We start from the raw sequence: 25,871 nt of genomic DNA, 5'->3' as shown, positions 1-25,871 counted from the left end.
TACTATTATAATAACATAACGACCTTAAGCATACCTTAGCGACCGCGGCCGCGAAGACCGGGCTTGCAGGTTATGTCCCTGGGCGCGGACCGATCTGCCACGCTCATCCGTGGTCGCTGGACGCCCCTGAGCAACGATGCCATCCGTCACCAAGGCGATCACGATGGGACCACCGCTGTGCCCTCTCATCCGGATGATTGCGCGACAATGGCTGTCAGAAGCGGTCCTGCCTGCTAGAGCAGGGCGATGCGATCCCACCGTGCCTCATGTCCAAGCCCAGATCCTTCGACGCAGGGTGATCCCTCATGCTGAAGGGGTTTCTCACCGTCGGCAGCTGGACCATGCTCAGCCGCGTCCTCGGCCTGGTCCGGGACCAGTTGCTGGCGGCCCTGATGGGTGCCGGCCCGATGCAGGACGCCTACCAGGTGGCGTTCCGGCTGCCGAACCTGTTCCGGCGGCTGTTCGGCGAGGGTGCGTTCAACGCCGCGTTCGTGCCGCTATTCTCCGGGCTGCTGGCCAAGGAGGGCCCGGAGGTCGCCCGTGGCTTCGCGCGCGAGGCGCTCGGGGTCCTGTTGTTCTGGCTGCTGTGCCTGACCCTGCTCGGCGAACTGTTCATGCCGCAGGTGATCAGGGGGATCGCGCCCGGCTTCGGCGCCAACTATCCCCTCGCGGTCTCGCTCGGCCGCATCACCTTCCCCTATGTCCTGCTGATCTGTGCCGCCGCCCTGGTCTCCGGCGTGCTGAACGGCCTGGAGAAATTCGGCGTCGCCGCAGCCGCGTATGTGCTGTTCAACGTGGTCGGGATCGCCGCGATCCTGTTCCTGACCCCGCATGTCAAGAGCGTGGCGCATGCCGCCGCCTGGGGCATCACCGTGTCCGGCGTGCTGCAGCTCGGTGTGCTGATGATCGCCTCGCACCGGGCCGGCATGGGTCTCGGCCTGCCCCGCCCGCGCCTCACTCCCCGCATGCGGCTGCTGATGCGCAGGATGCTGCCCGGCCTGATCGGCAGCGGCATCACCCAGCTCAATCTTGGCGTCGACACCATCATCGGCACGCTGCTGCCGGCCGGCAGCGTATCGCTGATGTATTTCGCCGACCGGGTGAACCAGCTGCCGCTGGGCGTACTGGGCGCCGCTGCCGCCACGACCATGCTGCCGGTGCTGACCCGGCAGGTACAGACCAACGACATGGTGGCAGCACATCGCACCCAGAACAGCGCCATCGAGTTCGCGCTGGCGCTGACGCTGCCGGCCTCGCTCGCGCTGATGGTGCTGTCGGTGCCGATCCTGGGCACCCTGTTCGGCTACGGCGCCTTCACCCCGCGCGATGTCGTGCTGTCGGCACAGTCCCTGACGGGCTATGCGTTCGGCCTGCCCTTCTTTGTGTTGATCAAGGTGCTGGCGCCCGGGTTCTTCGCACGCGGCGACATGTCGACGCCGGTGCGGATCGGCATGGCGACGCTCGCCGTCAACCTGTGTCTCAACCTCGCTTTGATGCGCCCGTTACAACATGTCGGCCCGCCACTGGCGACCAGCCTGGCCTCGATGATCAATGCGCTCACGCTGATGGTCGTGCTGCTGCGCCGCGGATACCTGCAGCCGGACCGCATCATGCTGTCGCGGCTGCTTCGCATGGGGCTGGCGTCGGTCGCGATGGCAGCTGTGCTGGCGCTGATCTCGCACACGCTGCTGTCCGGGCTCGGGCGCTGGCATGGCCTCGAGCGGATCGCCGGGCTGCTGCTGCTGGTGACGGTCGGGATGACGGTCTATGCCGCCCTGCTGCAACTGCTCGGCATATTCGATATCCGGAGACTGGCGTCTAAACTCAAGCGGCGGTTGCAACGCCGTCGTGATGACACGCCGGCTGCCGATACACCGTCCTGAACATGCCAGTGCCCGTCAGCGCTGAATTTTGTTGCGTGATTGGACACGCTCACGCAAGAAACCGTGGCAAATCCGTAACTATGCGATCTTTTCTAAGGCAGGACCGAGTGTTGGACCTGGTTGTGCCTGGACATGAGGCATTGATGCCAGTCACAGACGAACCGGGCGAGTGATCGCCCGACGCATGAGGTCCGTTCCGCAATCGGATCGGGCAGCACGCGGTTCAGGCTTTATGACTGGAGACCCAGGATGACCACGCCACTCGTGACCGCCGCCGGACGTTGCGAAGCTGGCCGTCGCAAATCGATCCATCGGATGCTGATGGCCGGTTCGGCTCTGGTTCCTGCATTGATGACGGGCTCGCTGCTGGCATCGACCGGTGCCTTCGCACAGGCGCTCTCGACCGGCACTCCCCCCGCCTCGGCAAGCGTGAACGGGACGGCTGCGACCGCCACTCCCGCCGCTGCGGCGCCGCCGAAAACCTGGCTCGAGGGCATCACCTACGGCGCGCAGGTCGAGGGTGGCGTCACCGGCAACTTCGACCGTCCCGCGGACGGGCTGAACTACGGCAGGCTGTTCGACGACAAGGCCAATACCGCGCTGCTGAACTCGGTGCAGCTGACCGCCACGCGCGCCATCGATCCCACGCTGTCGACCTTCGATTTCGGCTTCATGCTGCAGGGCACCTACGGTTCCGACGCCCGCTACACCCACTATCTCGGCGAGTTCGGCCACGTCACCAACGATCGCAACCAGTTCAGCATCCTGCAGGCCAACGTCACCATGCATGCGCCGGTGCTGTTCAAGGGCGGCATCGACTTCAAGCTCGGCCAGTTCGCCACCCTGATCGGCTACGAGACCATCGATCCCAGCACCAACCCGTTCTACTCGCACTCGTACAACTTCAACTTCGGGCCGTTCGAGCATACCGGCCTGATCGCGGAGGCCCATCTCAACCCGACCGTCGACCTGTATGGCGAGATCGATACCGGCGAAAGCACCACCTTCGGGAACGGCGACAACAACGCCAAGCCGGCCGGGCTGGTCGGCGTCGGGCTGAACAGCCTGGCCGGCGGCAAGCTGACCGTGCTAGCGTTCCTGCATCTGGGGCCAGAGGACGCGACGAACGCGATCGGCCACGAGGCCAACAGCTCGATGCGCTACGAGGGCGACGTGGTCGCCACCTACAAGGCGACCGACAAGCTGACCCTGGTGGCCGAAGCCCAGTGGCAGCACGACGATTTCTACGGCGCGGACTCCTATGGCCTGGCCGGCTACGCGTCCTACGCGCTGACCCCGACGCTCACCGCCAACTTCCGCGGCGAGGTGTATCGCGACAATGCCGGCTTCTTCGTGGCTGCGTTCCCGGGCAACACCGATGCGTATCGCGGCCTGAACGGACTGAGCACCACCGCGTTCGGCGCCGGGCGGCAGACCTACAGCGAGTGGACCTGGGGGGTCAGCTACAAGCCGGTGATCCCGCACGTGGCGTTGCTGGCGTTCCGGCCCGAGATCCGCTGGGACAAGTCGTTCAGCGGCGGCCATCCGTATAACGCGCTGACCAACACCGGAAACTTCACCCTCGCAGCCGACGTGATCCTCGGGTTCTAGAGGATAAGGTCGGACGCCTGGTCCCGATCGGCGCCGATCGGGACCGCACCACCTCTTGAATGCTGGTTCGCACCACCCGGTTGCGAACCCGGGTGGCGCTTCAGCCCTGCCCGAACAAGGCGAGAAAGTTCGGCTGGCCGTTGGATGCGGCCAGGCCGCCGTCGACCGGGAGGATCACGCCGTTGACGAAGCTGGCGTCATCGCTGGCCAGGAACGCGATCACCGCTGCCACCTCGTCCGGCGTAGCCGGCCGGCCCATCGGCAGGCGCTCGCGGAAGGTCGACATCGCGGCCTCGCTCTTCTCCAGATCCGCCGTCGCGTCCGTGGTGGTCAGGCTGGGGGCAACGGCGTTCACGCGGACGCCGCGGGCGGCATACTCGAGGGCAAGAGATCGCGTCAGGTTAGAAACCGCACCTTTGGCCGCGTTGTAGCCGCTCCCACCCCAGTCGCCGCCGAGGCCGGAGGCGGACGATACGTTGACGATCGAACCCCTGGTTTTCAGGAGGTGTGGCAGCGCCTCGCGAGTACCGAAATAGACGCCGTCCAGGTCGGTCGCCAGCTGACGCCGCCAATCGGCGGTGGTCAGCTCGGCGAACGGGCCGAAGATTGCGAACCCGGCATTGTTGACCAGCACGTCGAGCCGGCCGAAGCGCGCGACGGTGTCTTCCACCAGCCGCTTGATGTACGCCTCGTCCGACACGTCGCCGGCGTGGATCAGCGATTTGGCCGGGTCGATGTCCGCGACCGTGTCGCGCAGTTTTTGTTCGCGGCGACCATTCAGCACGACCGTGGCACCCTCGCGCAGGAACCGCCTGGCCGTGGCCGCCCCGATACCCGTCCCCGCTCCGGTGACGATGACGACCTTGTCTTCGAAACGCTTCATCATGTGTTCCAGTATGCTGCCCGGGATTGCCGTCGGTGGTGACAGCGCGCCCACTTCGTCACGAAATCAAAGTCAGAAGATCCAGTCGACCAGCAACTCGCCGCCGGAGACTTCGAGCACCGTGCCGGTGACGTATGGGTTGGTCATGAGAAAAACCGAAGCATGCCCGACGTCGGCGGCCGTCCCGAGCCGCCGGGCCGGGAACTTGGCGCGGACCTTGGCACGGATATCCTCCACGGTCTCCGCGGGCAGGACGTCCCAGAAGTCGGTATCGATGAACCCGGGCCGGATCGTGTTGACGCGGATTGGGGCGAGCTCCAGGGCGAGCGACTGCGACAGGGATTCGACGGCTGCGAACGTCGACGTGACCGCGGCCAGGCCAAGCTTCGCCCGGGCCCCGGTGCCGCCGGTGAGGAAGGTCATCGAGCCGCCGGCCCGCACATGCGGGGCGGCATGGCGGGCGCAGGCCCAGGTGCCCAGGAACTTGGACTCCAGGTAGCTGCGGACGCCGCTCATATCGGCGTCCATGAACGATCCCCAGGACCCCATCTCCGGTCCGGCGGTGACGACGAGGTGGTCGAAGGGACCGATCGCCTCGAACGCGGCGTGCACGGCTGCCTCGTCGCGGATGTCCAGAACGACCTGGTCGAACGCTGCCAGGTCCGGCCGCTCCTCGGCCGAGATATCGCGGCGGCTGGCGACCGTGACGGAGGCGCCCATGGCGTAGGCGGCCTGGGCGACCCCGAGGCCGATCGCCTTCTTGCCGCCGACGACGACGACGCGCTTGCCGGTGAGGTCGAGCGACGGTGCCGGCGGACGTGCCTGCTCGGCTATGGAATTGCTCATGATCGATGTCCTTCTATCTGCATGGGAAAGTCGGCGCGCGAGTGCTTCGACGGGACGTCGTTTCTTATCCCGTCCGGCTGGGGGTGAACCCGGAATGACGGTCAGGCGTGGGGCGCGATCCCTGTGCGCATCATCGCTTGCCTGCTTCCGATGTCCCTGAAGGTGAGGCTGCCGGGTCGCGCCGGGCAGAACAGACAGTGTTGCGGCTGAGACAACCTGATGTATCGAATGGGGCGTGGACACCTTGCGCGCCGCCGTCGTCGTTCTCCGCGTTGCCGAGGCCGGCTCCTTCGCCGGTGCCGCGCGCCTGCTCGGCGTGACCCCGGCCGCCGTCGCACGCCTCGTCGGCCGCTTCGAGGCCGTGCACGGTGCGCGCCTGTTTCGTCGCTCGACCCGCTCGCTCTCCCTCACGCCCGACGGCGAGCGCTTCCTCGCTGACGTCCGAGGCCCGGCCCTGGCACTCGCGGCCGCCGCCGGCCGCCTCGGTGCGCCGGTCGGAATTGCAGGCACGGTGCGCGTGACCGCCGCCGCCACACTCGCCCCGACCCTACTGCGCGCCCTGGCAACACTTCTGGAGCGTTATCCGGCGCTGCACGTTGAGCTTGCCTTCGACGACCACTTCGCCGACCTCGGCGGCGGCCGCTGGGATCTCGCGGTGCGGATCGCACCCCGGATCGCCGACGCCAGCGTCCTCGCCCGGCGCCTCGCACCGTTACCGCTCGTCACCCTCGCCGCTCCCGCCTACCTCGCGAGGCATGGCGTGCCGAAGACGCCGGACGACCTCGTGCAGCATCGGCTGATCGGTGTGCGCTTTCCGGCGACGGGCCGCATGATGCCCTGGCTGTTTCGCGAGCCTGCCGGCACGCGCCGCCTCCCACCCGACTTCGCACTTATCGTGGACGGATCGGACGCCGCGCGCGCTGCAACGGCGCTCGGGATCGGGATCGCGCAGGCTGGTGCCGAGGGTACGGCGGCGCTCATCGCCTCCGGTGGCCTCGTGACGGTGCTCGATACCTATGCGCCGCCTCCCTGGTCCATGTGGATGCTGCGCGCCCCGGGGCCCGCCGCACCAGCGCTCGCCGCAGTCATGGAGGCGTTCGTCGCGGCGTTCCGGCGGAAGGGAAAATGACGACATGGGCGATGGGGCGCCAAGGCAGGGCGCCTGCTCGGTCGACCTGCAACACGATCGGATGACGCTCCGGCCGATCGTCGCCAGTCGCGGCTGATCCGGCGGCTGGAGCGCACGGGCGGCACGCTCTACAGATGTCGCGATGAACCCTGACGTGATTCCAGACGAAGTTCCCCTGGCCGAGGGTGCGTCGCCGGCGATGGCGCAATGGTTCGCGCTCAAGGCACGCCATCCGGACGCGCTGCTGTTCTTCCGGATGGGCGATTTCTACGAGCTGTTCTTCGCCGATGCGGAGGCCGCTGCCGCGGCGCTCGACATCTCGCTCACCGCGCGCGGCCGCCATCGTGGCGAACCGATCGCCATGTGCGGGGTGCCGGTGCATGCGGCCCAGGCCTATCTGGCCCGGTTGATCAGGCGCGGCTTCCGGGTCGCGGTCGCCGAGCAGACCGAACCGGCACGCAAGCCCGGGCCCGGCGTGCCCAAGGGCCCCTTGTCCCGCGACATCGTCCGGCTGGTGACCGCCGGCACCCTGACCGAGGACGAACTGCTCGAGCCCGGACGGCCGAGCCTGCTGCTGGCACTTGCCGAGGGTCCCGCCCGACGCGGCGCCACGCGCTTTGCCGCCCCGATCGGTGCCGCCTGGATCGACGTCTCGACCGGCCTGTTCGAGACCGTGTCGCTTGCCGGCCCCGGGGCGCTCGCGGAACTGCTCGGCCGGCTCGACCCGGCCGAGATCCTGTCGCCGGAAGGCATGGCGCTCGGCGATTTCGAGTCCCGGCGTGGGCCGTCGCAGATCCCGCCGCCGGCACCGGCCGCGGCGCGCGCCAGGCTCGCCGAACCGTTCGGCGCCGCCAGCCTGGATGCGTTCGGCACCTTCTCCGACGAGGAGGCGATGGCCGGGCTGGTCGTGCTCGACTACGTCCGGGACAGCCAGGCCGGGCAACTGCCGCGCCTGTCGCGCCCATCGTCGCAAGGGAATGGCGAGGCCGGGGAGGCCGGGCGGCTTGGGCTCGACCCGGCGACACGGGCCAGCCTGGAGTTGCTGCGCAGCCGCGACGGCAGCACCGAGCACAGCCTGTTCGCCTGCGTGTCCCACACCGTGACCGCGCCCGGCAGCCGGATGCTGGCAAGCTGGATCGCCGGGCCGATCACCGACCTGGGACGGATCGTCGCCCGCCAGGATGCGTGGAGCTTCCTCGCCGGCGAACAGCCCTGCTCCGCCCTGCTGCGCCTGGCGCTGCGCGGTGCCCCGGACATCGCCCGGGCACTCGGGCGGCTTTCGGTCGGTCGCGGCCAGCCACGCGATCTCGGTGCCCTGCGCGATGGCCTGTTCGCGGCGCGCGAGGCGGCGTCGGTGCTGGACCAGCCCGTGCACAGCCTCGCGACACTGCCGGTGCTGCTGAGCCGCGCCCGCATTTGCCTCGACGCTGCGCAAGCGCTCGAGCAGCGTCTGGACCAGGCACTCGCGGCGGACCTGCCGGCCAGGCTCGACGATGGCGGGGCGATCGCCGCCGGCTTCGACGGCGAGCTCGATGCGGAACGCGCCCTCCGCGACGACAGCCGGCGGGTGATCGCGGCATTGCAGATGCAGTATGCCCAGCGATTCGGGGTCGCCAGCCTCAAGATCCGGCACCATGCGCAGCTCGGCTACGTGATCGAGGTTCCGGTTTCGGCGGCGGCGCAGATGAAGACCCACGGGTCCGTCGTGCTGCGGCAGGGCACCGCCAGCAGCGCCCGGTTCTCGACCGACGAGCTGGCCGACCTCGACCGGCGGATCGGCGAGGCTGCGGAGCGGACCGCGCGGCGCGAGCGGCTGGTGTTCGCGTCCCTCGTGGCCGAGGCGCTGGCGCAGCCGGACCTGCCGGCGATCGCCGAGGCGCTGGCGCTGCTCGACGTGGCGCAGTCCTGCGCCACGCTTGCGGCAACAGGGCGATGGTGCCGGCCGACCCTGTCCGACGATGCCGCGTTCTGCCTGACCGCGGCGCGGCATCCGGTGGTCGAGGCGGCGCTGACCCGGCCGGGGCGGGCCAGCGCCGAGAACCGGTTCACCCCGAACGCCTGCGACCTGTCGCCGGACCGCCGGATGATGCTGCTGACCGGGCCGAACATGGCCGGGAAGTCGACCTTCCTGCGGCAGACCGCACTTGCGGTGATCCTGGCGCAGGCCGGGCTGCCGCTGCCGGCGGATGCGGCGCGGATCGGGCTGGTCGACCGGCTGTTCAGCCGGGTCGGCGCGTCCGACGACCTCGCGCGCGGACGCAGCACCTTCATGGTCGAGATGATCGAGACCGCGGCGATCCTGAACCTGGCCGGTCCGCGCTCGCTGGTGGTGGTGGACGAGATCGGGCGCGGCACCTCGACGCTGGACGGGCTGGCGATCGCCTGGGCGGTGCTGGAGTCGCTGCACGGCGCGCAACGATGCCGGACCATCTTCGCGACCCACTTCCACGAGCTGGGCGAGTTGGCCGAGACGCTGCCGGGCCTGTCGCCGCACACGATGAGCGTGCGCGAGTGGAAGGGCCAGGTGGTGTTCCGCCACGAGGTGGTCAAAGGCGTCGCCGGCCGGAGCTGGGGGGTGCATGTGGCGCGCCTCGCAGGGGTCCCGGAACCGGTCGTACGGCGGGCCGGCAGGCTGCTGGCGAGCCTGGAAAAAACCCGCGCTGCGTCTAAACCGCCACTACCTTTGTTCGCTGCGGCCGGTTCGGCCGTGCCCGGGCGGGATGCTGAGCCCGACACGGAAACATCGACTTTCGATCCGTCCGAGATCGCGGCACTGCGGATTGCGATGGATGCGATCGAGCCGGATCAGCTGACACCGCGCGAAGCGCTCGACGCGCTCTACCGGCTGAAATCGATCTTTGCTGCATCGCACGATGTTGCTGTTGCAAGCAGCGTCGACACGCTATTCTGACTGACACTATGCCGATAGCCGCATCCATGTTCACGGATTCCGGGGACGCGAACCGCGCCCTCACCTCATCCCTCGCCAGGCCAGCGGACGCCGGACCCACACCGAGGGGTGCGGCGATCGCGCTGTTCCGCCGTCATCTGGCCCGTATCCAGCAGGGCGTGCGCGACGAATTCGAGCAGCATCGCGTGGATGGCGAGCGGGCTGCCCAGATGCTGGCAGGCCTGACCGACGGCCTGATCGCGGCCCTGCACGACTTCACCATGAACGACGCGCTGCAGGACGAGATCGCGGCGGCGCGGCTCGAACTGCCCGATGCGGCGACCGGCATGGAGCTGGCGATCGCCGCGACCGGCGGCTATGGCCGCGGCACGCTGGCACCGTTCAGCGACATCGACCTGCTGTTCCTGACCGACGAGGAACCATCGCCGGTGATCCTGGCCGCCGTCGAATTCATGCTCTACTTCCTGTGGGATCTCGGCCTCAAGGTCGGGCATGCGACCCGCTCGGTCAGCCAGTGCATTGCCGAGGCGGCGGACGACACCACCATCCGCACCACACTGCTCGACGCGCGCCGCATCGCGGGCGACGATGCGCTGTTCTCGATGTTCCAGGCCCGCTACATCGTCGCGTGCGTCGAGGCCGGGGCCGGCGGCTTCATCGCCGACAAGCAGCGCGAGCGCACGATTCGTCACCAGCGCTATGGCGAGAGCCCGTTCCTGGTCGAGCCGAACATCAAGGAAGGCCGCGGCGCGCTCCGCGACCTGCAGACGCTCTACTGGCTCTGTCGGGACACCTTCGGAACGCGAAACTTCGCCGAACTGGCCCGCCCGAGCGGGCCATACCAGCGCACTCCCGGCCTGCTGACCGAACAGGAAGCCAAGCGGGCCCAGCGATCCTGGGACTTCCTGTGGACCGTGCGCTTCCACCTCCACTACATCGCCGGTCGCGCCGAGGAACGGCTGACCTTCGACATGCAGCCTGTCGTCGGCGCCCGCATGGGCTACACGCGCCATGGCCGCCAGGTGGGCGTCGAGCGCTTCATGCGCCATTACTTCCTGACCGCGCGCGAGGTGATGCGCCTCACCCATATCCTCGAGCCGCAGGTGCTGCGCGAGGCGCTTGGGGCACCGGCGGTGGTTCCGCAGGTCGATGCCGCCCTGCGCAAGGCGGGCTTCGTCCTTGCGGACGGGCAGATCATGCCGGCGCCGGGCGTGTCGTTCGACGAGCAGCCGATCATGATGCTGCGGCTGCTCGCCTATGCACGGGACCGCAAGCTCGCGATCCATCCGCTGGCGATGCACCTGCTGATCCGCTGGGAACGTCGCGCCGCGTCGCTGCGCGGCAACGCCGAGGCGAACCGCATCCTGCTCGAACTGATCTGCGGCGAGCGCCCGAACCGCAAGCTCGCCAGCGAGATGGACCGGGCGGCGCGCGAGGAGGAGATCCGCCGCGGCGAGCCGGCGCGCTCCGCGGCACGCTGGCTGCACGTGCTGAACGAGACCGGGCTGCTCGGCCGGCTGATCCCGCCCTGGTCGCGCATCGTCGGCCAGATGCAGTTCGACACCTACCATGTGTTCACCGTCGACGAGCACACGATCGAGGCGGTTCGCATCCTGGGGACGCTCGAGGCCGGGCTGCTCGCCGAGGAGACCCCGGTCGCCAACGACCTCGTCGAGGATCTGCAATCGCGGCGCGCGCTGTATGTGGCGACGCTGATGCACGACATCGCCAAGGGTCGCGGCGGCGATCATTCCGAGCTCGGTTCGGAGCTGGCGCTGGAGCTCTGCCCGGCACTCGGCCTGTCGGCGGAAGAAACCGAAACCGTGTCGTGGCTGGTGCTGCATCACCTGCTGCTCAGCCAGACCGCGTTCCACCGCGACATCGACGATCCCAAGACCATCCTCGACCTCGCCGACACCATCCAGTCTCCCGAACGACTGCGTTTGCTGCTGGTCCTGACCATCATCGACATGCGGGCGGTAAGCCCGAAGGTCTGGAACAACTGGAAGGCGACGCTGCTGCGAGAACTGTATGCGCGCGTGGCAGAAGTCCTGGCCGGCGGGCTCGCCACCACCGAGCGCGACGTGCGGGTCGCCCGCGCCAAGGAGGCGGTCAGCGGCCTGCTCGAGGAGGACGGCTTCGCCGGCACCGAGATCGCCGACTTCCTGCAGCTCGGCTATGGCGGCTACTGGCTGTCGTTCGATCCGGACATGCATGCGCGCCATGCCCGCATGATCCGCGAAAGCACGCTGCGGGACTCCGCGCTGACCGTCGATACGCAGCCGCTGCCGGCCCGGGCCGTCACCGAAGTCACCATCTACACCAGCGACCATTCCGGCCTGTTCAGCCGCATCGCCGGCGCGCTGGCGGTTGCCGGCGCATCGATCGTGGATGCACGCATCCACACCATGACCAACGGCATGGCCCTCGATACCTTCTGGGTGCAGGATTCCGCCGAGGACACGTTCGACGCGCCGCACCGGCTGGCCCGGCTGACCATCCTGGTGGAGCAGGCGTTGTCCGGCCGGATCAACCTCGCCGACGAGATCGCCAAGGCGTCCGGTGGAATGATGGGGCGGCGCATGCGCGCGATCCACGTGCCGCCGCGAGTGGTGATCGATAATCGCGCCTCCAACGCGCACACGGTGATCGAGGTGAACGGCCGCGACCGGCCGGGCCTGCTGCACGACGTCACGGCGGCAATCAGCCAGCAGGGGATGCAGATCGCGTCGGCGCATATCACCACCTACGGCGTCCGCGCCGTGGACGTGTTCTATGTGAAGGACGTGTTCGGCCTGAAGATCACCAACGAGCGCAAGCTCGACGAGCTGCGGCTGGCGCTCGTCACCGTGCTGACGCGGGCCGAGGAGGCGGCGATAGGCGCGCCACCACCGGGTCCGTCGCGCAAGCGGAGCGGTGCCGCCGCCTGATCAGGGGCGCATATTCGCCGCCTATCACCCCGATGCCTGCAGCCGAAGCGCCCCGGCGAGGCGCGCGACCGGATCCTGCCAGGCGGCGGACGGCGCGAGCGGTTCCCGCTGGCGAAACTGGCGCAGCGATGGATACCAGAGGCTCGTATCGTCCGGCCCCGCGAAGCCGTCCTGCCAGCGCCAGTCGCCGCCGAAACGGTTGAGCAGCCAGACCGGACGACCCAGCGCCCCTGCGAGATGGGCGATCGCGGTATCCACGCTCACCACCAGGTCGAGCTGGGCGATCAGCGCGGCTGTCACGCCCAGATCGGCCAGCGGCACCGGCGGCCGGGAGAGCGTCAACCCGGTCGGGGGATCTTCGCCGGCCGCCTCGCCCTGCTGCAACGAGACGAAACTGACGCCGGGCACGCCGCCGAGCGGGGCCAGGGCCGCCAGCTTCAGCGAGCGCCTGCGGTCGAATCGATAGGAAGGACTGCCGGCCCACGACAGCCCGACCTTCAGGCCGGCCAGCGAGCCGACCCAGTCCCGCCATGGCGCGGCGGCATCCGGAGACGCCCGCAGATAGGGTAAGAAGGACGGCACCGTCGGCTGTCCCAGGAGGTGTGGCAGGCTGAGCAGGCTGGCCTGGGCCACGCAGAGAAGCGTTTCCGGATCGTGCAGCCGGACCGGGCGGCAGCGATCCGAGGCAAGGCAGGCGGCCAGCCCGAACAAGGCGTCGGGCAATGCGAGGACCACCCTGGCCCGGCGGCTCGCGAGCGTCACGTAGCGCAGGAACTGGATCGCGTCGCCCAGCCCCTGCTCCGCATGCAGGAGCAACGAGGCATGATCTGGCAAAGACAGCCCGTCCCAGTCGGGGAGGCTGTTCAGAGGTGCCGCCAGCAACGTCCGACGCGCTTCGAACAGCGTCCAGCCCTGCTGCAGCCGGCCGGGCCGGTCGGCGCCGGCAGTGGCGAGCAGCACCGTCGCGCGGTTGAAGCAGGCCCGCGCCGCATTGTCCGAGCCGGGCCGGCTGCGCGCCTCGACCGTCTCGAAACAGGCCTCCGCGTCGTCGAACCTGCCGAGATCGACCAGCACGCTGCCTCGGTTGACCAGGATCGCATCTTCGGCCGGCGCCAGGGTCGCCGCCTCGCCGAGCAGTCGCTCGGCCTCGACCACCTCGCCCTTCGCCATCAGCACCAGCCCGAGATTGCTGAGCGTGGCGGCGGTCGGCGGGCCGGCCGAGGCGGCCCGGCGAAGCAGGTCGGCCGCCTCGTCCAGGCCATTCCGCTCGAACAGCAGGCCGCCGAGGTTGGCCAGCGCCGACGGGTCGTCCGGCAGCAGTGCCACGGTCCGGCGGAAGGCAGCCTCCGCCTCGTCGAGCCGTCCCAGCATGCCGAGATCGGCACCGAGCCGGTGCCAGGCCTGGGCATCGCCTGGGGCCAGCGTCACCGCGCTCCGCAGGCTGGCGACCGCTTCGTCGAGTCGGCCGAGCGTCTCGAGCGCCAGCGCCAGGCCGGCATGTCCGCGCGGATCGTCGGGATCGCGCAGCACGGCCACCTGCAACGCCGCCCTCGCCTCCTCGGCGTGGCCCAGCTCGCGCAATGCCAGGCCGAGATCGACATAGTAGTGGGCGGCCTCCTTCCGGGCGGCAATCGCCCGGCCGATCAGGCCGGCGGCGAGATCGTTGCGGCCCGCACCGCGTGCGAGCACGCCGAGCCCGTAGAGACTATCGGCATGGTCCGGTTGCACCGCGAGTGCCAGCCGGTACAGGCGTTCGGCCTCGTCGAGCCTGCCGGCACCATGGTTGCGTTGCGCGTCCGCGGCATGCGTGTCGGCCTGCCGGGCGGTGCGCCTGGCTTCACGGCGATCGGGTCTGGGTCGGTGGTCCTGCTGCGTCGGCATGTCCCCTCTCTAGAGGATGCGATGCGGCGGTCCAGCTTTCCCTCCGGCACCGGGCTCGCTATGCCGGTGTCGGCACTCTCGAAGGCAGGACGCACATGCAGGCCTATCACGCGCTCGAGCAGCGCTTCGCCCGGCTGAGCCGGCTGGACGGCGCGCTCGGCATTCTAGGCTGGGACAAGGAGGCGATCATGCCCCTGGGTGCCGCCGGCGAGCGCGGCGAGCAGATCGCCACCCTCTCGGTGATCCGCCATGAACTGCTGACCGAGACGCAGACCGACGAGCTGCTCGACCGCGCCGAGCGGGACGATGCAGCGACGCTCGATCACTGGCAGGCGGCCAACCTGCGCGAGATGCGCCGCCAGCATGCCCATGCCGTAGCGGTGCCGGCCGAGCTGGTCGAGACCGCCTCGCGCGCCGCGACCACATGCGAGGTCGCCTGGCGGCAGGCGCGGGCCGACAGCGATTTCGCCGGCCTGCTGCCGAAGCTGGCCGAGGTGCTGTCCACGCAACGTGCCATCGGCCAGGCCAAGGGCGAGGCGCTCGGCCTGTCGCCCTACGATGCGCTGCTGGACCAGTACGACGCCGGGACCCGGCAGGACTTCATCGATCCGATATTTTCCGACCTGCAGGCCGGGTTTCCGGCGCTGCTGGCCGAGGTGCTGGAGCATCAGGCACACCAGCCGGCACCGCTGCCCCTGCCCGGCCCGTTCCCGGTCGCCATCCAGCGCAGGCTCGGCGAGACACTCATGCAGGCTGCCGGTTTCGACGGCACGCGCGGCCGGCTGGACGTCAGCACGCATCCGTTCTGTGGCGGGGCGACCGACGATGTCCGGATCACCACCCGCTACGACGAGGCCGATTTCTCCAGCGCGCTGATGGGCGTTCTGCACGAAACCGGTCATGCGTTGTACGAGCAGGGCCGTCCGCGTGCATGGCTGGCGCAACCGGTCGGGCAGGCGCGCGGCATGACGCTGCACGAGAGCCAGTCGCTGCTGATCGAGATGCAGGCCTGCCGCGGCGATGCGTTCCTGGCCTACCTGTCGCCGCAACTGACCGCGTCGTTCGGCGAAAACCCTGCCTGGGCCACCGACAATCTGCGCCGGCACTACCGGCAGGTCCGGCCGGGGCTGATCAGGGTGGATGCCGACGAGGTGACGTATCCGGCGCATATCCTGCTGCGTTACCGGCTGGAGAAGGCACTGATCGGCGGCCAGTTGGCCCTGGCCGATCTGCCGGGCGCCTTCAATGACGGACTACGGAGCCTGCTCGGCATCGAGGTGCCGGACGATCGCCGTGGCTGCCTGCAGGATATTCACTGGCCGGGCGGCGCGTGGGGGTATTTCCCGACCTATACGCTGGGCGCGATGACCGCAGCGCAACTCTATCAGGCCGCGGTGGCCGACGAACCGAAGCTGGAAGCCAGCCTTGCGCTGGGGGATTTCTCGATCCTGGTGGGCTGGCTGCGCACCCGGATCCATGGACGGGCCAGCGAGACCGATACCGCCACACTTGTCCGGGATGCAACCGGACGTCCGCTCGATGCTTCGATCTACCAGGCTTACGTGCGTCGAAGATATCTTGCCCGTTAAGGGCGGTTGAACCTGATCGGCCGCAGGATCAGGGTCGAGGCTCCGGCGTCAGTTCGACCCACTTGCCAGGGATGCGGGCATCGGCATCAGCAGACCGGTTTCGGTAGCGGCGACCGTGCCGATAGCGAAGGTCAGGACGACCCCGGTCAGAAGGAAGATCTTTGCCATTTTTCGAACTCGACTACACGGTATGAAGCTGACGACGCCATGACGCGGCCGCAACCGGCCAGTTTGCCTCACGAATTCGTGAGGTTACGGGTTGGCATCGTGACGTCTGCGAGGCGAGGCGGCGTTGCCTTCGGAATCCTTCTGCTGGGAACTGTCCTGTCCGGTGCTGCAGTGGCGGCGGATGTGCCGGCTGCCAGTGTTGCGCCGCCAGCGCCCGTATCGAACGACCGCCTCGTGTTGCGCGCCCAGTCGAAGCAGATGGTCTGGAATGGCGTCGTCGTCGCGCCGGACGGACGGATATTCGTGGTGTTTCCGCGAGCCGCCAACACGACTGGCCCGTCGCTGGCGCTGGTTGCCGCCGACGGCAGCCTGACGCCCTACCCGGATGCCGCCTGGAATGCCGGCGCTTCGACCAGCTCGAAGCCGCCGGCCGAGGGGTCGAGTCCGCCGCCCGGCCCGGGATCGGTCTTTGTCGGGCTGAACGCGATCCATCTAGCCCCGGACGGTGCGCTCTGGGCCGTCGATACCGGCTCGCCCGGTTTCGGCAAGCCGGCCAGCCTCGATGCCGCCCGGTTGATCCGGATCGATCTCGCCACCAACCAGGTCACCCGCGTGCTGACGCTGCCGCAGGAGGTCCTGCGTCCGAAGAGCATGATCGACGATATCCGCTTCAACGGCGGCCATGCGTACATCAGCGATGCCGGCGCACCCGGCCTGATCGTGCTCGAACTCGCCACCGGCATTTTCCGGCGGGTGCTGGATCGTGACCCGGCCCTGACGGCACAGCGGCCGATCATCGTCGATGGCGACGTGGTGAAAGGTCCGGACGGCAAGCCGGCGATGATCCATGCCGACCAGCTCGAGGTCACCCCGGACGGTCATTATCTTTATATCCAGCCGCTCTCCGGGCCGATGTCGCGGGTGGCGACGGCGCTGCTGGACGACCCGCGGACGAGTGCCAAGACCCTCTCGCATGCGATCGGCTTCTGGTACGACACCCCGGCGCTCGGCGGAACCGCGATCGCACCGGATGGCACGCTGTATCTCGACGATCTGGAAACCGACAGCATCCTCAGCCTGTCGCCAGATCGCAAGCTGACCAGGCTCATCCACGACCCGCGCCTGCATTGGGCGGACGCACCGTTCCTGTCGTCGGACGGCACGCTCACCGTACCCGTGCCGCAACTCGACCGTGCGTCGCCGTTTCACCGCGGTCACAGCCAGATCCAGTTCCCGGTGGCGCTCTATTCCCTCAACCCGTCGAAACTTGCCGCAGACATGAACAAGGCCGAGGCGCGCCCGGCTGTGCCTGCCGCCGCGGCACCTGTCCCGGCCGCATCGACGCCGGGATCGGGTACAGTTCAGCCTGCACCGCGACAGCCGGCGAAGACCCCGCCTTGAACCACCGTCATCGGAGCTGGATCATGAAGCCGGCTGGCCCCGGGGGACCCATATGCGGCTGGCCCCCTTCGCGAGGCGCGCCAGCCTGACTATGCTTGGCCGCATGCGTTACGTCTCGACCAGGGGCCAGGCCCCGATCCGCGATTTCTCCGGCGTCCTGCTTGCAGGTCTCGCCGAGGATGGCGGCCTGTATATGCCGGAACAATGGCCCGAACTGTCCGCCGCCGACTGGCGAACGCTGCGCGGCCTGCCCTATCCGGAGCTGGCGGCACGGGTGATCGCTCCGTTCGCCGAGGGTGCGATCGACTTCGAGACCCTGCGCTCGATGTGCCACGAGGCGTATGCCGGGTTCGGCCACCCGGCGATCGTGCCGCTGGTGCAGCTCGACCACGAGCTGTTCGCGCAGGAGCTGTTCCACGGCCCCACGCTCGCCTTCAAGGATTTGGCGATGCAGCTGCTCGGGCGGCTGTTCGATCATGTGCTGCGGCAGCAGGACCGGCGCGTCACCATCGTCGGCGCCACCTCGGGCGACACCGGTTCGGCGGCGATCGAGGCCTGCCGCGATCGCGAGCGGCTGGATGTGGTGATCCTGCATCCGCTGGGCCGCACCAGCGAAGTCCAGCGCAGGCAGATGACCACGGTCCGCGCGGCCAACATCTCCAATCTCGCCGTCGAGGGTACCTTCGACGATTGCCAGGATCTGGTGAAGGCGATGTTCGCCGATGCGCCGTTCCGCGAGGACATGCAGCTGAGCGCGGTCAACTCGATCAACTGGGCCCGGGTGGCGGCGCAAATCCCGTATTATGTCGCGGCCGCACTGGCCCTGGGCGCACCCGACCGCGAGATCGCGTTCGCGGTGCCGACCGGCAATTTCGGCAATGTGCTGGCGGCCTGGGGCGCGCGGCGCATGGGGCTGCCGATCACCCGGCTCAATGTCGGCTCCAACCACAACGACATCCTGGCGCGCTTCCTCGGCGCCAACGACATGAGCGTGCGCGGCGTGACGCCCAGCCTGTCGCCGAGCATGGATATCCAGGTCAGCTCGAACTTCGAGCGGCTGCTGTTCGAGCTGCTCGGGCGGGATGCGAATGCCTGCGCCGCAATCATGACCGGGTTCCGGCGCGAGGGCCGCATGGCGGTGCCGGATGCGGTCTGGCGCGATGCCACCAGCCTGTTCCATGGCCTGACCCTGGACGACGCGCACACCACGGACGAGATCCGCCGGCTCTATGGCGAGGCCGGCTACCTGGCCGATCCCCACACCGCGATCGGCATCGCCGCCGCCCGCGCCGGCCGGATCCCGGGCACGCCCACCGTGGCGATGGCCACCGCGCATCCGGCCAAGTTCCCGGACGCGATGCGGACCGCCGTCGGCTTCGCGCCGGACCTGCCGAAACACCTGGCGGATCTGTATCAGCGGGACGAGCGTTTTCGCGTGGTGCCGAACCGGCTCGATGCCGTCGAGGACGCGGTCCGGGCCGCGGTGCTGAAGAACGCCGCCTAGCACCCCATATCCCCTGCAGCCACTCTCTCGTTGCTCCCCGAAAAACACCTGCCGCAGGCCATCCGACCCGGCACCAGGAACCAGATGACCGACAGCACAAAATCCGACACGATCAACACGACACGCCTGTCCAACGGCCTGACCATCGTCACCGAGCGCATGGACCGGGTCGAGACGGTCTCGTTCGGCGCCTACGTGGCGAGCGGCACGCGCAACGAGCTGGCCAGCGAGAACGGCGTCTCGCATTTCCTCGAGCACATGGCGTTCAAGGGGACCGAGCGCCGCTCGGCAGCGCTCATCGCCGAGGAGGTCGAGAATGTCGGCGGCCACATCAACGCCTACACGGCGCGCGAGCAGACCGCCTACTACGTCAAGCTGCTGAAGGAGGATCTTGCCCTCGGCGCGGACATCATCGGCGACATCCTGACCCACAGCAGCTTCGCAGCCGAGGAGCTGGAGCGCGAGCGGGGCGTGATCCTGCAGGAGATCGGCCAGGCCAACGACACGCCGGACGACATCATCTTCGACCATTTCCAGGAGACCGCGTTTCCGAGCCAGCCGATGGGCCGGCCGACACTGGGCACCGACAGCCTGATCCGGGGCATGAAGCGCGACACCCTGACCGACTACATGCGGGCCCACTACACCACCGGCAACGTGGTGATCGCCGCCGCCGGCAACCTGCATCACGAGCAGGTGGTCGACCTCGCCAAGCAGCATTTTGCCGACCTGCCGAGTGCGGCGCTGGAGAAGCCCGAGGCCGGGCGCTACCAGGGCGGCGAGTTCCGAAAGGAGAAGGAGCTCGACCAGGTCCATGTCGTGCTCGGCTTCCCGTCCGTGGGCTACGGCGACCGTGACTATTACGGCGTGCTGCTGCTCTCGACCCTGCTCGGCGGCGGCATGTCGTCGCGCCTGTTCCAGGAGATCCGCGAGAAGCGCGGGCTGGTCTATTCGATCTACTCGTTCAACGCGCCGTTCCTGGATGGCGGGCTGTTCGGCATCTATGCCGGCACCGGCGAGGACGAGGCCAAGGAACTGGTCCCGGTCACGCTCGAGGAACTGCGCAAGGTGCAGCTCACCACCGGCTCCGACGTCATCCGCCAGGACGAGCTCGACCGCGCCCGCGCGCAGCTCAAGTCGAGCCTGCTGATGTCGCTGGAAAGCACCGGCAGCCGCTGCGAGCAGCTTGCCCGCCAGCTGCAGGTGTTCGGCCGCATCATCCCGACCCAGGAGACGGTCGCGAAGATCAACGCTGTCACCCTGGACGATGTGCGCCGCGCCGCCGCCCGCGTGTTCCGCGGCAGCCCGACGCTGACCGCACTCGGGCCGCTCTCCAACATCCCGCGCCTCGGCGAGGTCGCGGACAGGCTGGCGGCATGAGCTCGCACGCCATGACCGATCCAGTGGCGCTGCTGCAGGAGCTGGTGGCACACGCGCGCCGCGCCGGCGCCGATGCCGCCGACGCGATCCTGGTGTCCGGCACGTCGGTCGGCGTGCAGGTCCGCCAGGGCCGCAAGGAGGAGCTGGAGCGCTCCGAGCATAACGATGTCGGGCTGCGCGTGTTCGCCGGTACGAGAAGCGCCATGGTCTCCGCCACCAGCGCCGAGCCGAACGGCTTCGGGCGCCTGGTCGAGCAGGCGCTGGCGATGGCGCGCGTGGTTCCGGAAGACCGGTTTGCCGGTCTCTGCGAGCGGTCGGCGCCGGACTTCATCGATGGCGACGGGCTTGATCTCGCCGATACCGCCGAGCCGGGCATAGAGGCGCTGACGGAGCGCGCACGACAGGCCGAGGCGGCTGCGCTCGCCATCGATGGCGTGACCAACAGCCAGGGCGGCTCCGCCGGTTTCGGCCGGAGCGAGATCGCGCTGGTGACGTCGGCCGGCTTCTCGGGACGCTATGCCCGCACCAGCCACTCGGTGTCCGCGAGCGTGCTGGCCGGCAGCGGAACCGCGATGCAGCGGGACTACGACTATCATTCGGTGGTGCATCTCGCCGACCTCGACGACCCCGCCCGGATCGGCCGCCATGCCGGCGAACAGGCGGTGGCGCGGCTGAACCCGGTCAAGCCGCGCACCGGCCACATGCCGGTGGTCTATGATCCGCGGGTCTCCAACAGCCTGCTGGGCCATCTCGCCGGTGCCATCAACGGGGCGTCGGTCGCACGCGGCACCTCGTTCCTGAAGGAGCGCATGGGCACGCGCATCCTGCCGTCCGGCATCGGCGTCGTCGACGACCCGACCCGCCGGCGCGGCCTGCGGTCCAAGCCGTTCGACGGCGAGGGCGTGCCCACCGCACCGCTCGTCCTGGTCGAGGACGGCGACCTCCATAGCTGGGTGCTGGACGGGCGCAGTGCACGGCAGCTCGGGCTGGCAAGCACCGGCCACGCCTCGCGCGGCACGTCGTCACCGCCGTCGCCCTCCACCAGCAACCTGTGCCTGACCGGAGGCATCGTCAGTCCGAGCCAGCTGATGGCCGACATCGTGGAGGGCATCTATGTCACCGAGATGATGGGATCGGCGATCAACGGGCTGACCGGTGACTACAGCCGCGGCGCGGCCGGGTTCATGATCCGCAACGGCGCCCTGGCCGAGCCGATCGCCGAACTGACGGTGGCCGGCAACCTGATCGAGATGTTCGGGCGCCTGCAGCCGGCCAACGATCTTTCGTTCCGACGCGGGACCGATGCACCGACGATCCGCATTGACCATATGATGATTGCCGGCGCCTGACCCATCCGGACGCCTTCAGCCCAACACCAGGACAGGACACCATGACAACCACCAAGCTGCCGCAACGGTCCGGCCCTCGCGCCGCGGCGGCGTCCCTCGCGTTGCTGCTCGCGGCCACGCCCGCGATCGCCCCCGTGCTGGCCACGATGCTGGTCCCGGTCGCGGCGGAGGCGCGTCCGGGCGGCGGCATGTCGATGGGAAGCCGGGGCAGCCGCACCTACATGGCGCCGCCGATGACACGCAGCAATCCAGGCGGCGCCTCCTCGTTCGACCGCAGCATGACCCCCCGCTCCAACTTCGGCCAGCCGGGCTACGGCCAGTCGGGGGGCATGATCGGCGGCATGGGTGGCCGTTCGCATCCGTTGATGGGCGGGCTCATGGGCGGGCTGGTCGGGTTCGGGCTCGGCGGCCTGCTGTTCGGCCACGGCATGTTCGGTGGCGGCTACGGCGGCGGGTTCGGCGGCGGCAGCATCATCGGGCTGCTGATCCAGCTCGCCATCATCGCCTTCATCGTGCGCTGGCTGTATCGCCGGTTCGCCCGCAATCGCGGCATGGCGATGAACCAGGCCGGATACGCGAACAATGGCGGCATGGCGTCGAACTACGGGCAGGCAGGCGGCGCAGGCGCCAGCCTGACGATCACCCCGGCCGACTACCAGCAGTTCGAACAGGGGCTGCTCGACGTCCAGCAGGCCTGGTCGATGCAGGACCTGCACAGCCTGTCGCGCTTCGCGACGCCGGAGATGGTCAGCTACTTCTCCGAGCAGCTCGGCGACCTGACCAGCCGCAACCTGCGCAACGTGGTCAGCGACGTGCGCATGGAGCAGGGCGACCTGTCGGAAGCGTGGAACGAAGGCGGACGCGAGTTCGCGACGGTGGCGATGCGCTACTCGCTGATCGACGTGACCACGGACCTGACCGGCCGCGTCGTCGACGGCAGTCCGAACGAGCGCCAGAACGTGACCGAGCTCTGGACCTTCGTCCGGGCCCGCGGCGGCAGCTGGTTGCTGTCGGCGATCCAGCAGGGTCGCTGAGACCCCTCTTTGCCCTTCGACCCGGCTACCTGGCTTCCTGCCGGGTGGCTGGATCGGAGTGCAGACCGGTGCCGGCGCCGGCCGGGCCGTGGCTCGTGATCTTCACCATGGCGAGCCCATAGAGCAGCAGCGCGAACAACAGCACGACGACCAGGAGCATGCGGTTGCGGCCCGCACGGCGACGCGCCGCCTCGGTCGCAGGATCCATCCGGTAGGCGGAGGCGGGGCGCTTCTGCTCAGCCAACCAGGCGATCCGCGCAGACGGCCATGAACAGGACCATCAGGTAGAGAAGTGAGAAGCGGAACGCCTGCCGTGCCGGCTTGTCATCGGTCAGGCTAGTGCCGCCCGGCGTCTGCTTGTCCTGCAGCACGCGCCAAGCACAGACCAGGAAGCCGAGATCGAGCAGCAGCGTCGAGACCAGGTAGATCATGCCGGTCAGGTGCAGCATCGATGGCGTCAGCGACACGATCGTCAGCAGCACCGTGTAGAGCAGGATCTGCTGCCGCGTATGGCGGGCGCCCTTGACCACCGGCAGCATCGGCACGCCGGCCCGGCCGTAATCGGCGCAGGCATAGAGCGACAGCGACCAGAAGTGCGGCGGCGTCCAGAAGAACACGGTGGCGAACAACAGGAACGGCAGCAGCCCGATCTGTCCGGTGGCCGCAGCCCAGCCGATGATCGGCGGAAACGCTCCGGCGGCCCCGCCGATGACGATGTTCTGCGGCGTCGAGCGCTTCAGCCACATCGTGTAGATCACGACATAGAACAGGATCGAGAAGGCGAGCGACGCGGCCGCCACGAGGTTTGTCGCGAGCCACATCAGCGCGACCGACAGCACGCTCATGCCGATGCCGTAGGCGAGCGCATCGTCGGCGCCCACTCGTCCAGTCGGGATCGGCCGGTTCGCAGTACGCTTCATCAGCGCATCGATATCGCGGTCGTACCACATGTTGATGGCGCCGGCGCCACCGGTGGCCATCGCGATGCACAGGATCGCGATGAACGCGACCAGCGGATGGACATGCACCGGCGCGATGAACAGGCCGATCGCGCCAGTGAAGACGACCAGCGTCATCACCCTGGGCTTCAGCAGGGCGAACCAGTCGCGCGTGTCGCTGCCGAAGCCGTCGGCAAGATTGAGGGTCGCGTCGCTCATGCGATGGTCCATTCGAGGGTCACCGCCCCCGGACCCCACTGGTGCGAGGCGACGCGGGCGCGGCGTGACAGGGTGACCGCCACGACCAGCGCGAACACCAGGATCGACAGGCTGGCCAGGGCGGCACCCGCGGCCGCGATCGATCCGCCGGAGGGCGCACCGGAGAACATGATCGCGACGCCCAGGAGCAGCAGTCCGAACTGCAGGCGGCCGAGCAACTCCGGATAGGGCTTTCCCGTCATCCGGCCGATCCAGTAGTAGAAGCCCGCGAACAGGGCGAACACGGCTCCGAGAGAGACCGCGTCGTGCAGCGGCGCCGTCGCCGGGTCATTCGCCAGACGGATCAGGCTGGCCAGACCTCCCACAACCAGGACCGCAACGAACCCGAGCGAGAACAGTCCGGGCGTCCGGGCCAGCAACGCCCTCGCCGGCGATGGCGCGCGCGCGAGCGTAACGCACCAGGATGTGGCGATGAACAAAGTCGGCACGATCACCGCCAGCATCGAGACCACCCCGAACAGGCTGTCGTCCGACGCAGCACCCTCGTCGAGCAGCTGGTGCGCCCAGGCGAGAAAACCGGTCGTTGCCAGCACTGCCATCGCGACGACAATCGACCGCCCGCCCACCAGCGGCCGGGCGCAGAAGGTGGAGACGATCTGGCCGACCATGCCGAGGCCGGGCAGGATCATGATGCAGAAGCCCGGATAGAAGAGGAACCGCGCAGCCTGTTGCGCCGGGGCGGCGCCGGCGAGGGTCAGGGCGGCGACCAGCATCGGGATCGCGACGATCGTCAGGCACCCGGCCAGGAGCTGGGACCACACGAACACCGGCATCGCGCCGATCGTCATGCCCGGACGCCTCATGTTGAACACGGTCGCAACGAGGTTCGCCGAGCACAACACCATCGCGGTCCCGGCCAGATGCAGGGCCGCCGGCAGCAACAGGACCGATCGCGGATCGAGCAGTCCGGCCAGGGTCAGCAGGAAGCCGAGCACGCTCAGCCAGAACGACACTGCGGCGACGCGGGGTAATGCGGTGTTCCGGGCGCCGATCAGCAGCGGCACGAACCAGTTGCCGAAGCCTCCGGTGAGCGCCGGGATCGCCGAGAAGAACATCACGATCGGACCATGCTGCAATGCCGCCTGCCGCCAGGATGGCGCAAGGTCGAGCGCCGGCAGCCGCAGGATGAGGGACATTACCCCACCCATGAGGCCCGCCACGACCGCGAGCAGGATCGTGGCGGTACCGACGTCTCGGTGGTCGGTCAGGCGAAGCCAACGCGCCATGCTGCCTGTGTCTCCCGTCACGCTCGTCATGCATCCACCTCGTCGGCATCACGCATGATCATCATGACGATATGGTACGCGGCTTCTATTTATGCAGCCATCCGGATCGATACAGGACCGCTCAATTGGGCTCGTTTGACAATGTGACGAGCGTGAACAGTCCCATCGGCGAGACCGGCTCGATCTGCGCGATCTTGAGGTCGGCCTCGGGCAGCAGCGATTCCATCGCGAAATCCGGATGCCAGCCCAGCGAATGCGATGCCCGGGCCATGCCCCGCTCGATCGCCAGGCGTACGCCGCCACGCGCCAGGAAGTGGTTCACGAACAGGATATGACCGCCCGGGCGGACCACCCGCTTCAGCTCCATCAGCAGCCGGCGCGGATTGGGGACGACCGAGGCCACGAACATCGCGACGGCAATATCGAACGTATCGTCGGCAAACACCGTCTCCTCGGCGTCCATCTCCAGCAGCGCCTCGACATGCGGCATGTTGGCCAGCGCGACGCGACGGCGCGCGCGGTCCAGCATCGCCGCGGACAGGTCGATGCCGGTGATGCGCTTGTCGGGGGAATAATGCGGCAGAGCGAGGCCGGTGCCGACGCCGACCTCCAGCACCTTGATGCCCGGCAGCAGGTTCACGGAGGCTACCGCACGGCGACGGCCGAACGCGGAGACGCCGCCGAACACGCCGTCATAGACCCCCGCCCAGCGCTGGTAGGCTGCCTTGACCGCGTCGGCATCCAGTGCCGACTTCGGAACCGGGGCGGCGGCCGCGAGCGGCACCGCCACGGCACCCGCACCCGCACCCGTCTGCGACGGCTCGTAGAGATCAGGGGGCGCGCTCACGGCCAACTCCAGATTCGTGCGCCCGAACCGCATGCGGCGGGCTGTCTTGGTCTGCTTCTCATCGAGGACTTGACTCATGACG

At 68.7% G+C, this 25,871-nt stretch carries 18 protein-coding genes; 11 read left to right on the top strand and 7 right to left on the bottom strand.

What is annotated here, in order from left to right:
• Positions 1–305: 305 nt before the first annotated feature.
• Entirely contained in the window at positions 306–1,883 is a 1,578-nt protein-coding gene (murJ, locus tag HN018_RS06430; RefSeq protein WP_171834712.1) for a murein biosynthesis integral membrane protein MurJ, read from the top strand.
• A 249-nt stretch (positions 1,884–2,132) separates the two neighbouring features.
• Positions 2,133–3,494, top strand: coding sequence for an outer membrane beta-barrel protein (locus tag HN018_RS06425; protein ID WP_171834711.1), 1,362 nt, complete (start codon positions 2,133–2,135; stop codon positions 3,492–3,494).
• Between the two features lie 100 nt (positions 3,495–3,594).
• On the opposite strand, the gene HN018_RS06420 is transcribed toward HN018_RS06425, so the two are convergent.
• Positions 3,595–4,380 (bottom strand): meso-2,3-butanediol dehydrogenase, encoded by a 786-nt coding sequence (locus HN018_RS06420; RefSeq protein WP_239479066.1) that lies wholly within the window; start codon positions 4,378–4,380, stop codon positions 3,595–3,597.
• Positions 4,381–4,449: 69 nt separating this feature from the next.
• Positions 4,450–5,223 (bottom strand): SDR family oxidoreductase, encoded by a 774-nt coding sequence (locus HN018_RS06415; protein WP_171834710.1) that lies wholly within the window; start codon positions 5,221–5,223, stop codon positions 4,450–4,452.
• Between the two features lie 235 nt (positions 5,224–5,458).
• On the opposite strand from HN018_RS06415, the gene HN018_RS06410 reads away from it, so the two are divergent.
• The 3 genes from HN018_RS06410 to HN018_RS06400 all read left to right on the top strand — a co-directional run bounded on the left by HN018_RS06410 (position 5,459) and on the right by HN018_RS06400 (position 12,193).
• Entirely contained in the window at positions 5,459–6,352 is an 894-nt protein-coding gene (locus HN018_RS06410; RefSeq protein ID WP_171834709.1) for a LysR family transcriptional regulator, read from the top strand.
• A 142-nt stretch (positions 6,353–6,494) separates the two neighbouring features.
• Entirely contained in the window at positions 6,495–9,263 is a 2,769-nt protein-coding gene (gene mutS, locus HN018_RS06405) for a DNA mismatch repair protein MutS (protein ID WP_239479064.1), read from the top strand.
• Between the two features lie 26 nt (positions 9,264–9,289).
• On the top strand, positions 9,290–12,193 hold the full coding sequence (locus HN018_RS06400; RefSeq protein WP_239479062.1) for a [protein-PII] uridylyltransferase: 2,904 nt from the start codon (positions 9,290–9,292) through the stop codon (positions 12,191–12,193).
• A gap of 24 nt (positions 12,194–12,217) precedes the next feature.
• Here the strand turns inward: HN018_RS06400 and HN018_RS06395 are convergent, their stop codons facing one another.
• On the bottom strand, positions 12,218–14,074 hold the full coding sequence (locus HN018_RS06395) for a tetratricopeptide repeat protein (RefSeq protein WP_171834707.1): 1,857 nt from the start codon (positions 14,072–14,074) through the stop codon (positions 12,218–12,220).
• A gap of 95 nt (positions 14,075–14,169) precedes the next feature.
• Here HN018_RS06395 and HN018_RS06390 point away from each other — a divergent pair, with 95 nt between their 5' ends.
• The 6 genes from HN018_RS06390 to HN018_RS29065 all read left to right on the top strand — a co-directional run bounded on the left by HN018_RS06390 (position 14,170) and on the right by HN018_RS29065 (position 22,499).
• Positions 14,170–15,663, top strand: coding sequence for a carboxypeptidase M32 (locus HN018_RS06390; protein WP_171834706.1), 1,494 nt, complete (start codon positions 14,170–14,172; stop codon positions 15,661–15,663).
• A gap of 267 nt (positions 15,664–15,930) precedes the next feature.
• Complete coding sequence (locus HN018_RS06385; RefSeq protein ID WP_171834705.1) at positions 15,931–17,232, top strand: L-dopachrome tautomerase-related protein; 1,302 nt, start codon at positions 15,931–15,933, stop codon at positions 17,230–17,232.
• A 103-nt stretch (positions 17,233–17,335) separates the two neighbouring features.
• Entirely contained in the window at positions 17,336–18,736 is a 1,401-nt protein-coding gene (gene thrC / locus HN018_RS06380) for a threonine synthase (protein WP_171834995.1), read from the top strand.
• A gap of 84 nt (positions 18,737–18,820) precedes the next feature.
• The gene (locus HN018_RS06375) at positions 18,821–20,116 is read left to right on the top strand and encodes a M16 family metallopeptidase (RefSeq protein ID WP_171834704.1); all 1,296 of its coding nucleotides are present in this window, start codon (positions 18,821–18,823) and stop codon (positions 20,114–20,116) included.
• Complete coding sequence (locus HN018_RS06370) at positions 20,113–21,465, top strand: TldD/PmbA family protein (RefSeq protein WP_408886761.1); 1,353 nt, start codon at positions 20,113–20,115, stop codon at positions 21,463–21,465. The genes HN018_RS06375 and HN018_RS06370 overlap by 4 nt, the downstream gene beginning before the upstream one ends.
• A gap of 41 nt (positions 21,466–21,506) precedes the next feature.
• Entirely contained in the window at positions 21,507–22,499 is a 993-nt protein-coding gene (locus tag HN018_RS29065; RefSeq protein ID WP_171834703.1) for a Tim44 domain-containing protein, read from the top strand.
• A 25-nt stretch (positions 22,500–22,524) separates the two neighbouring features.
• Here HN018_RS29065 and HN018_RS06360 read toward each other — a convergent pair whose 3' ends face one another.
• From HN018_RS06360 to HN018_RS06345, 4 genes are all read right to left on the bottom strand, one after another.
• Positions 22,525–22,743 carry a hypothetical protein gene (locus tag HN018_RS06360; protein WP_171834702.1) on the bottom strand — a complete coding sequence of 73 codons (219 nt, stop codon included), beginning with the start codon at positions 22,741–22,743 and terminating at the stop codon, positions 22,525–22,527.
• A complete protein-coding gene (gene cyoE / locus HN018_RS06355) occupies positions 22,736–23,656 on the bottom strand; it encodes a heme o synthase (protein ID WP_171834701.1) in 921 nt (306 codons plus the stop codon). The genes HN018_RS06360 and cyoE overlap by 8 nt, the downstream gene beginning before the upstream one ends.
• The gene (locus tag HN018_RS06350; RefSeq protein ID WP_171834700.1) at positions 23,653–24,942 is read right to left on the bottom strand and encodes a cbb3-type cytochrome c oxidase subunit I; all 1,290 of its coding nucleotides are present in this window, start codon (positions 24,940–24,942) and stop codon (positions 23,653–23,655) included. Before HN018_RS06350 ends, cyoE begins: the two co-directional genes overlap by 4 nt.
• A gap of 121 nt (positions 24,943–25,063) precedes the next feature.
• The gene (locus tag HN018_RS06345) at positions 25,064–25,732 is read right to left on the bottom strand and encodes a class I SAM-dependent methyltransferase (protein ID WP_239479254.1); all 669 of its coding nucleotides are present in this window, start codon (positions 25,730–25,732) and stop codon (positions 25,064–25,066) included.
• Positions 25,733–25,871 lie beyond the last annotated feature (139 nt).

It is taken from the genome of Lichenicola cladoniae (assembly GCF_013201075.1).
In the GTDB taxonomy this organism is placed as follows: domain Bacteria; phylum Pseudomonadota; class Alphaproteobacteria; order Acetobacterales; family Acetobacteraceae; genus Lichenicola; species Lichenicola cladoniae.
Note: the sequence above shows the minus strand (reverse complement) of the source record. Positions and strands in the feature narration are given on the sequence as shown.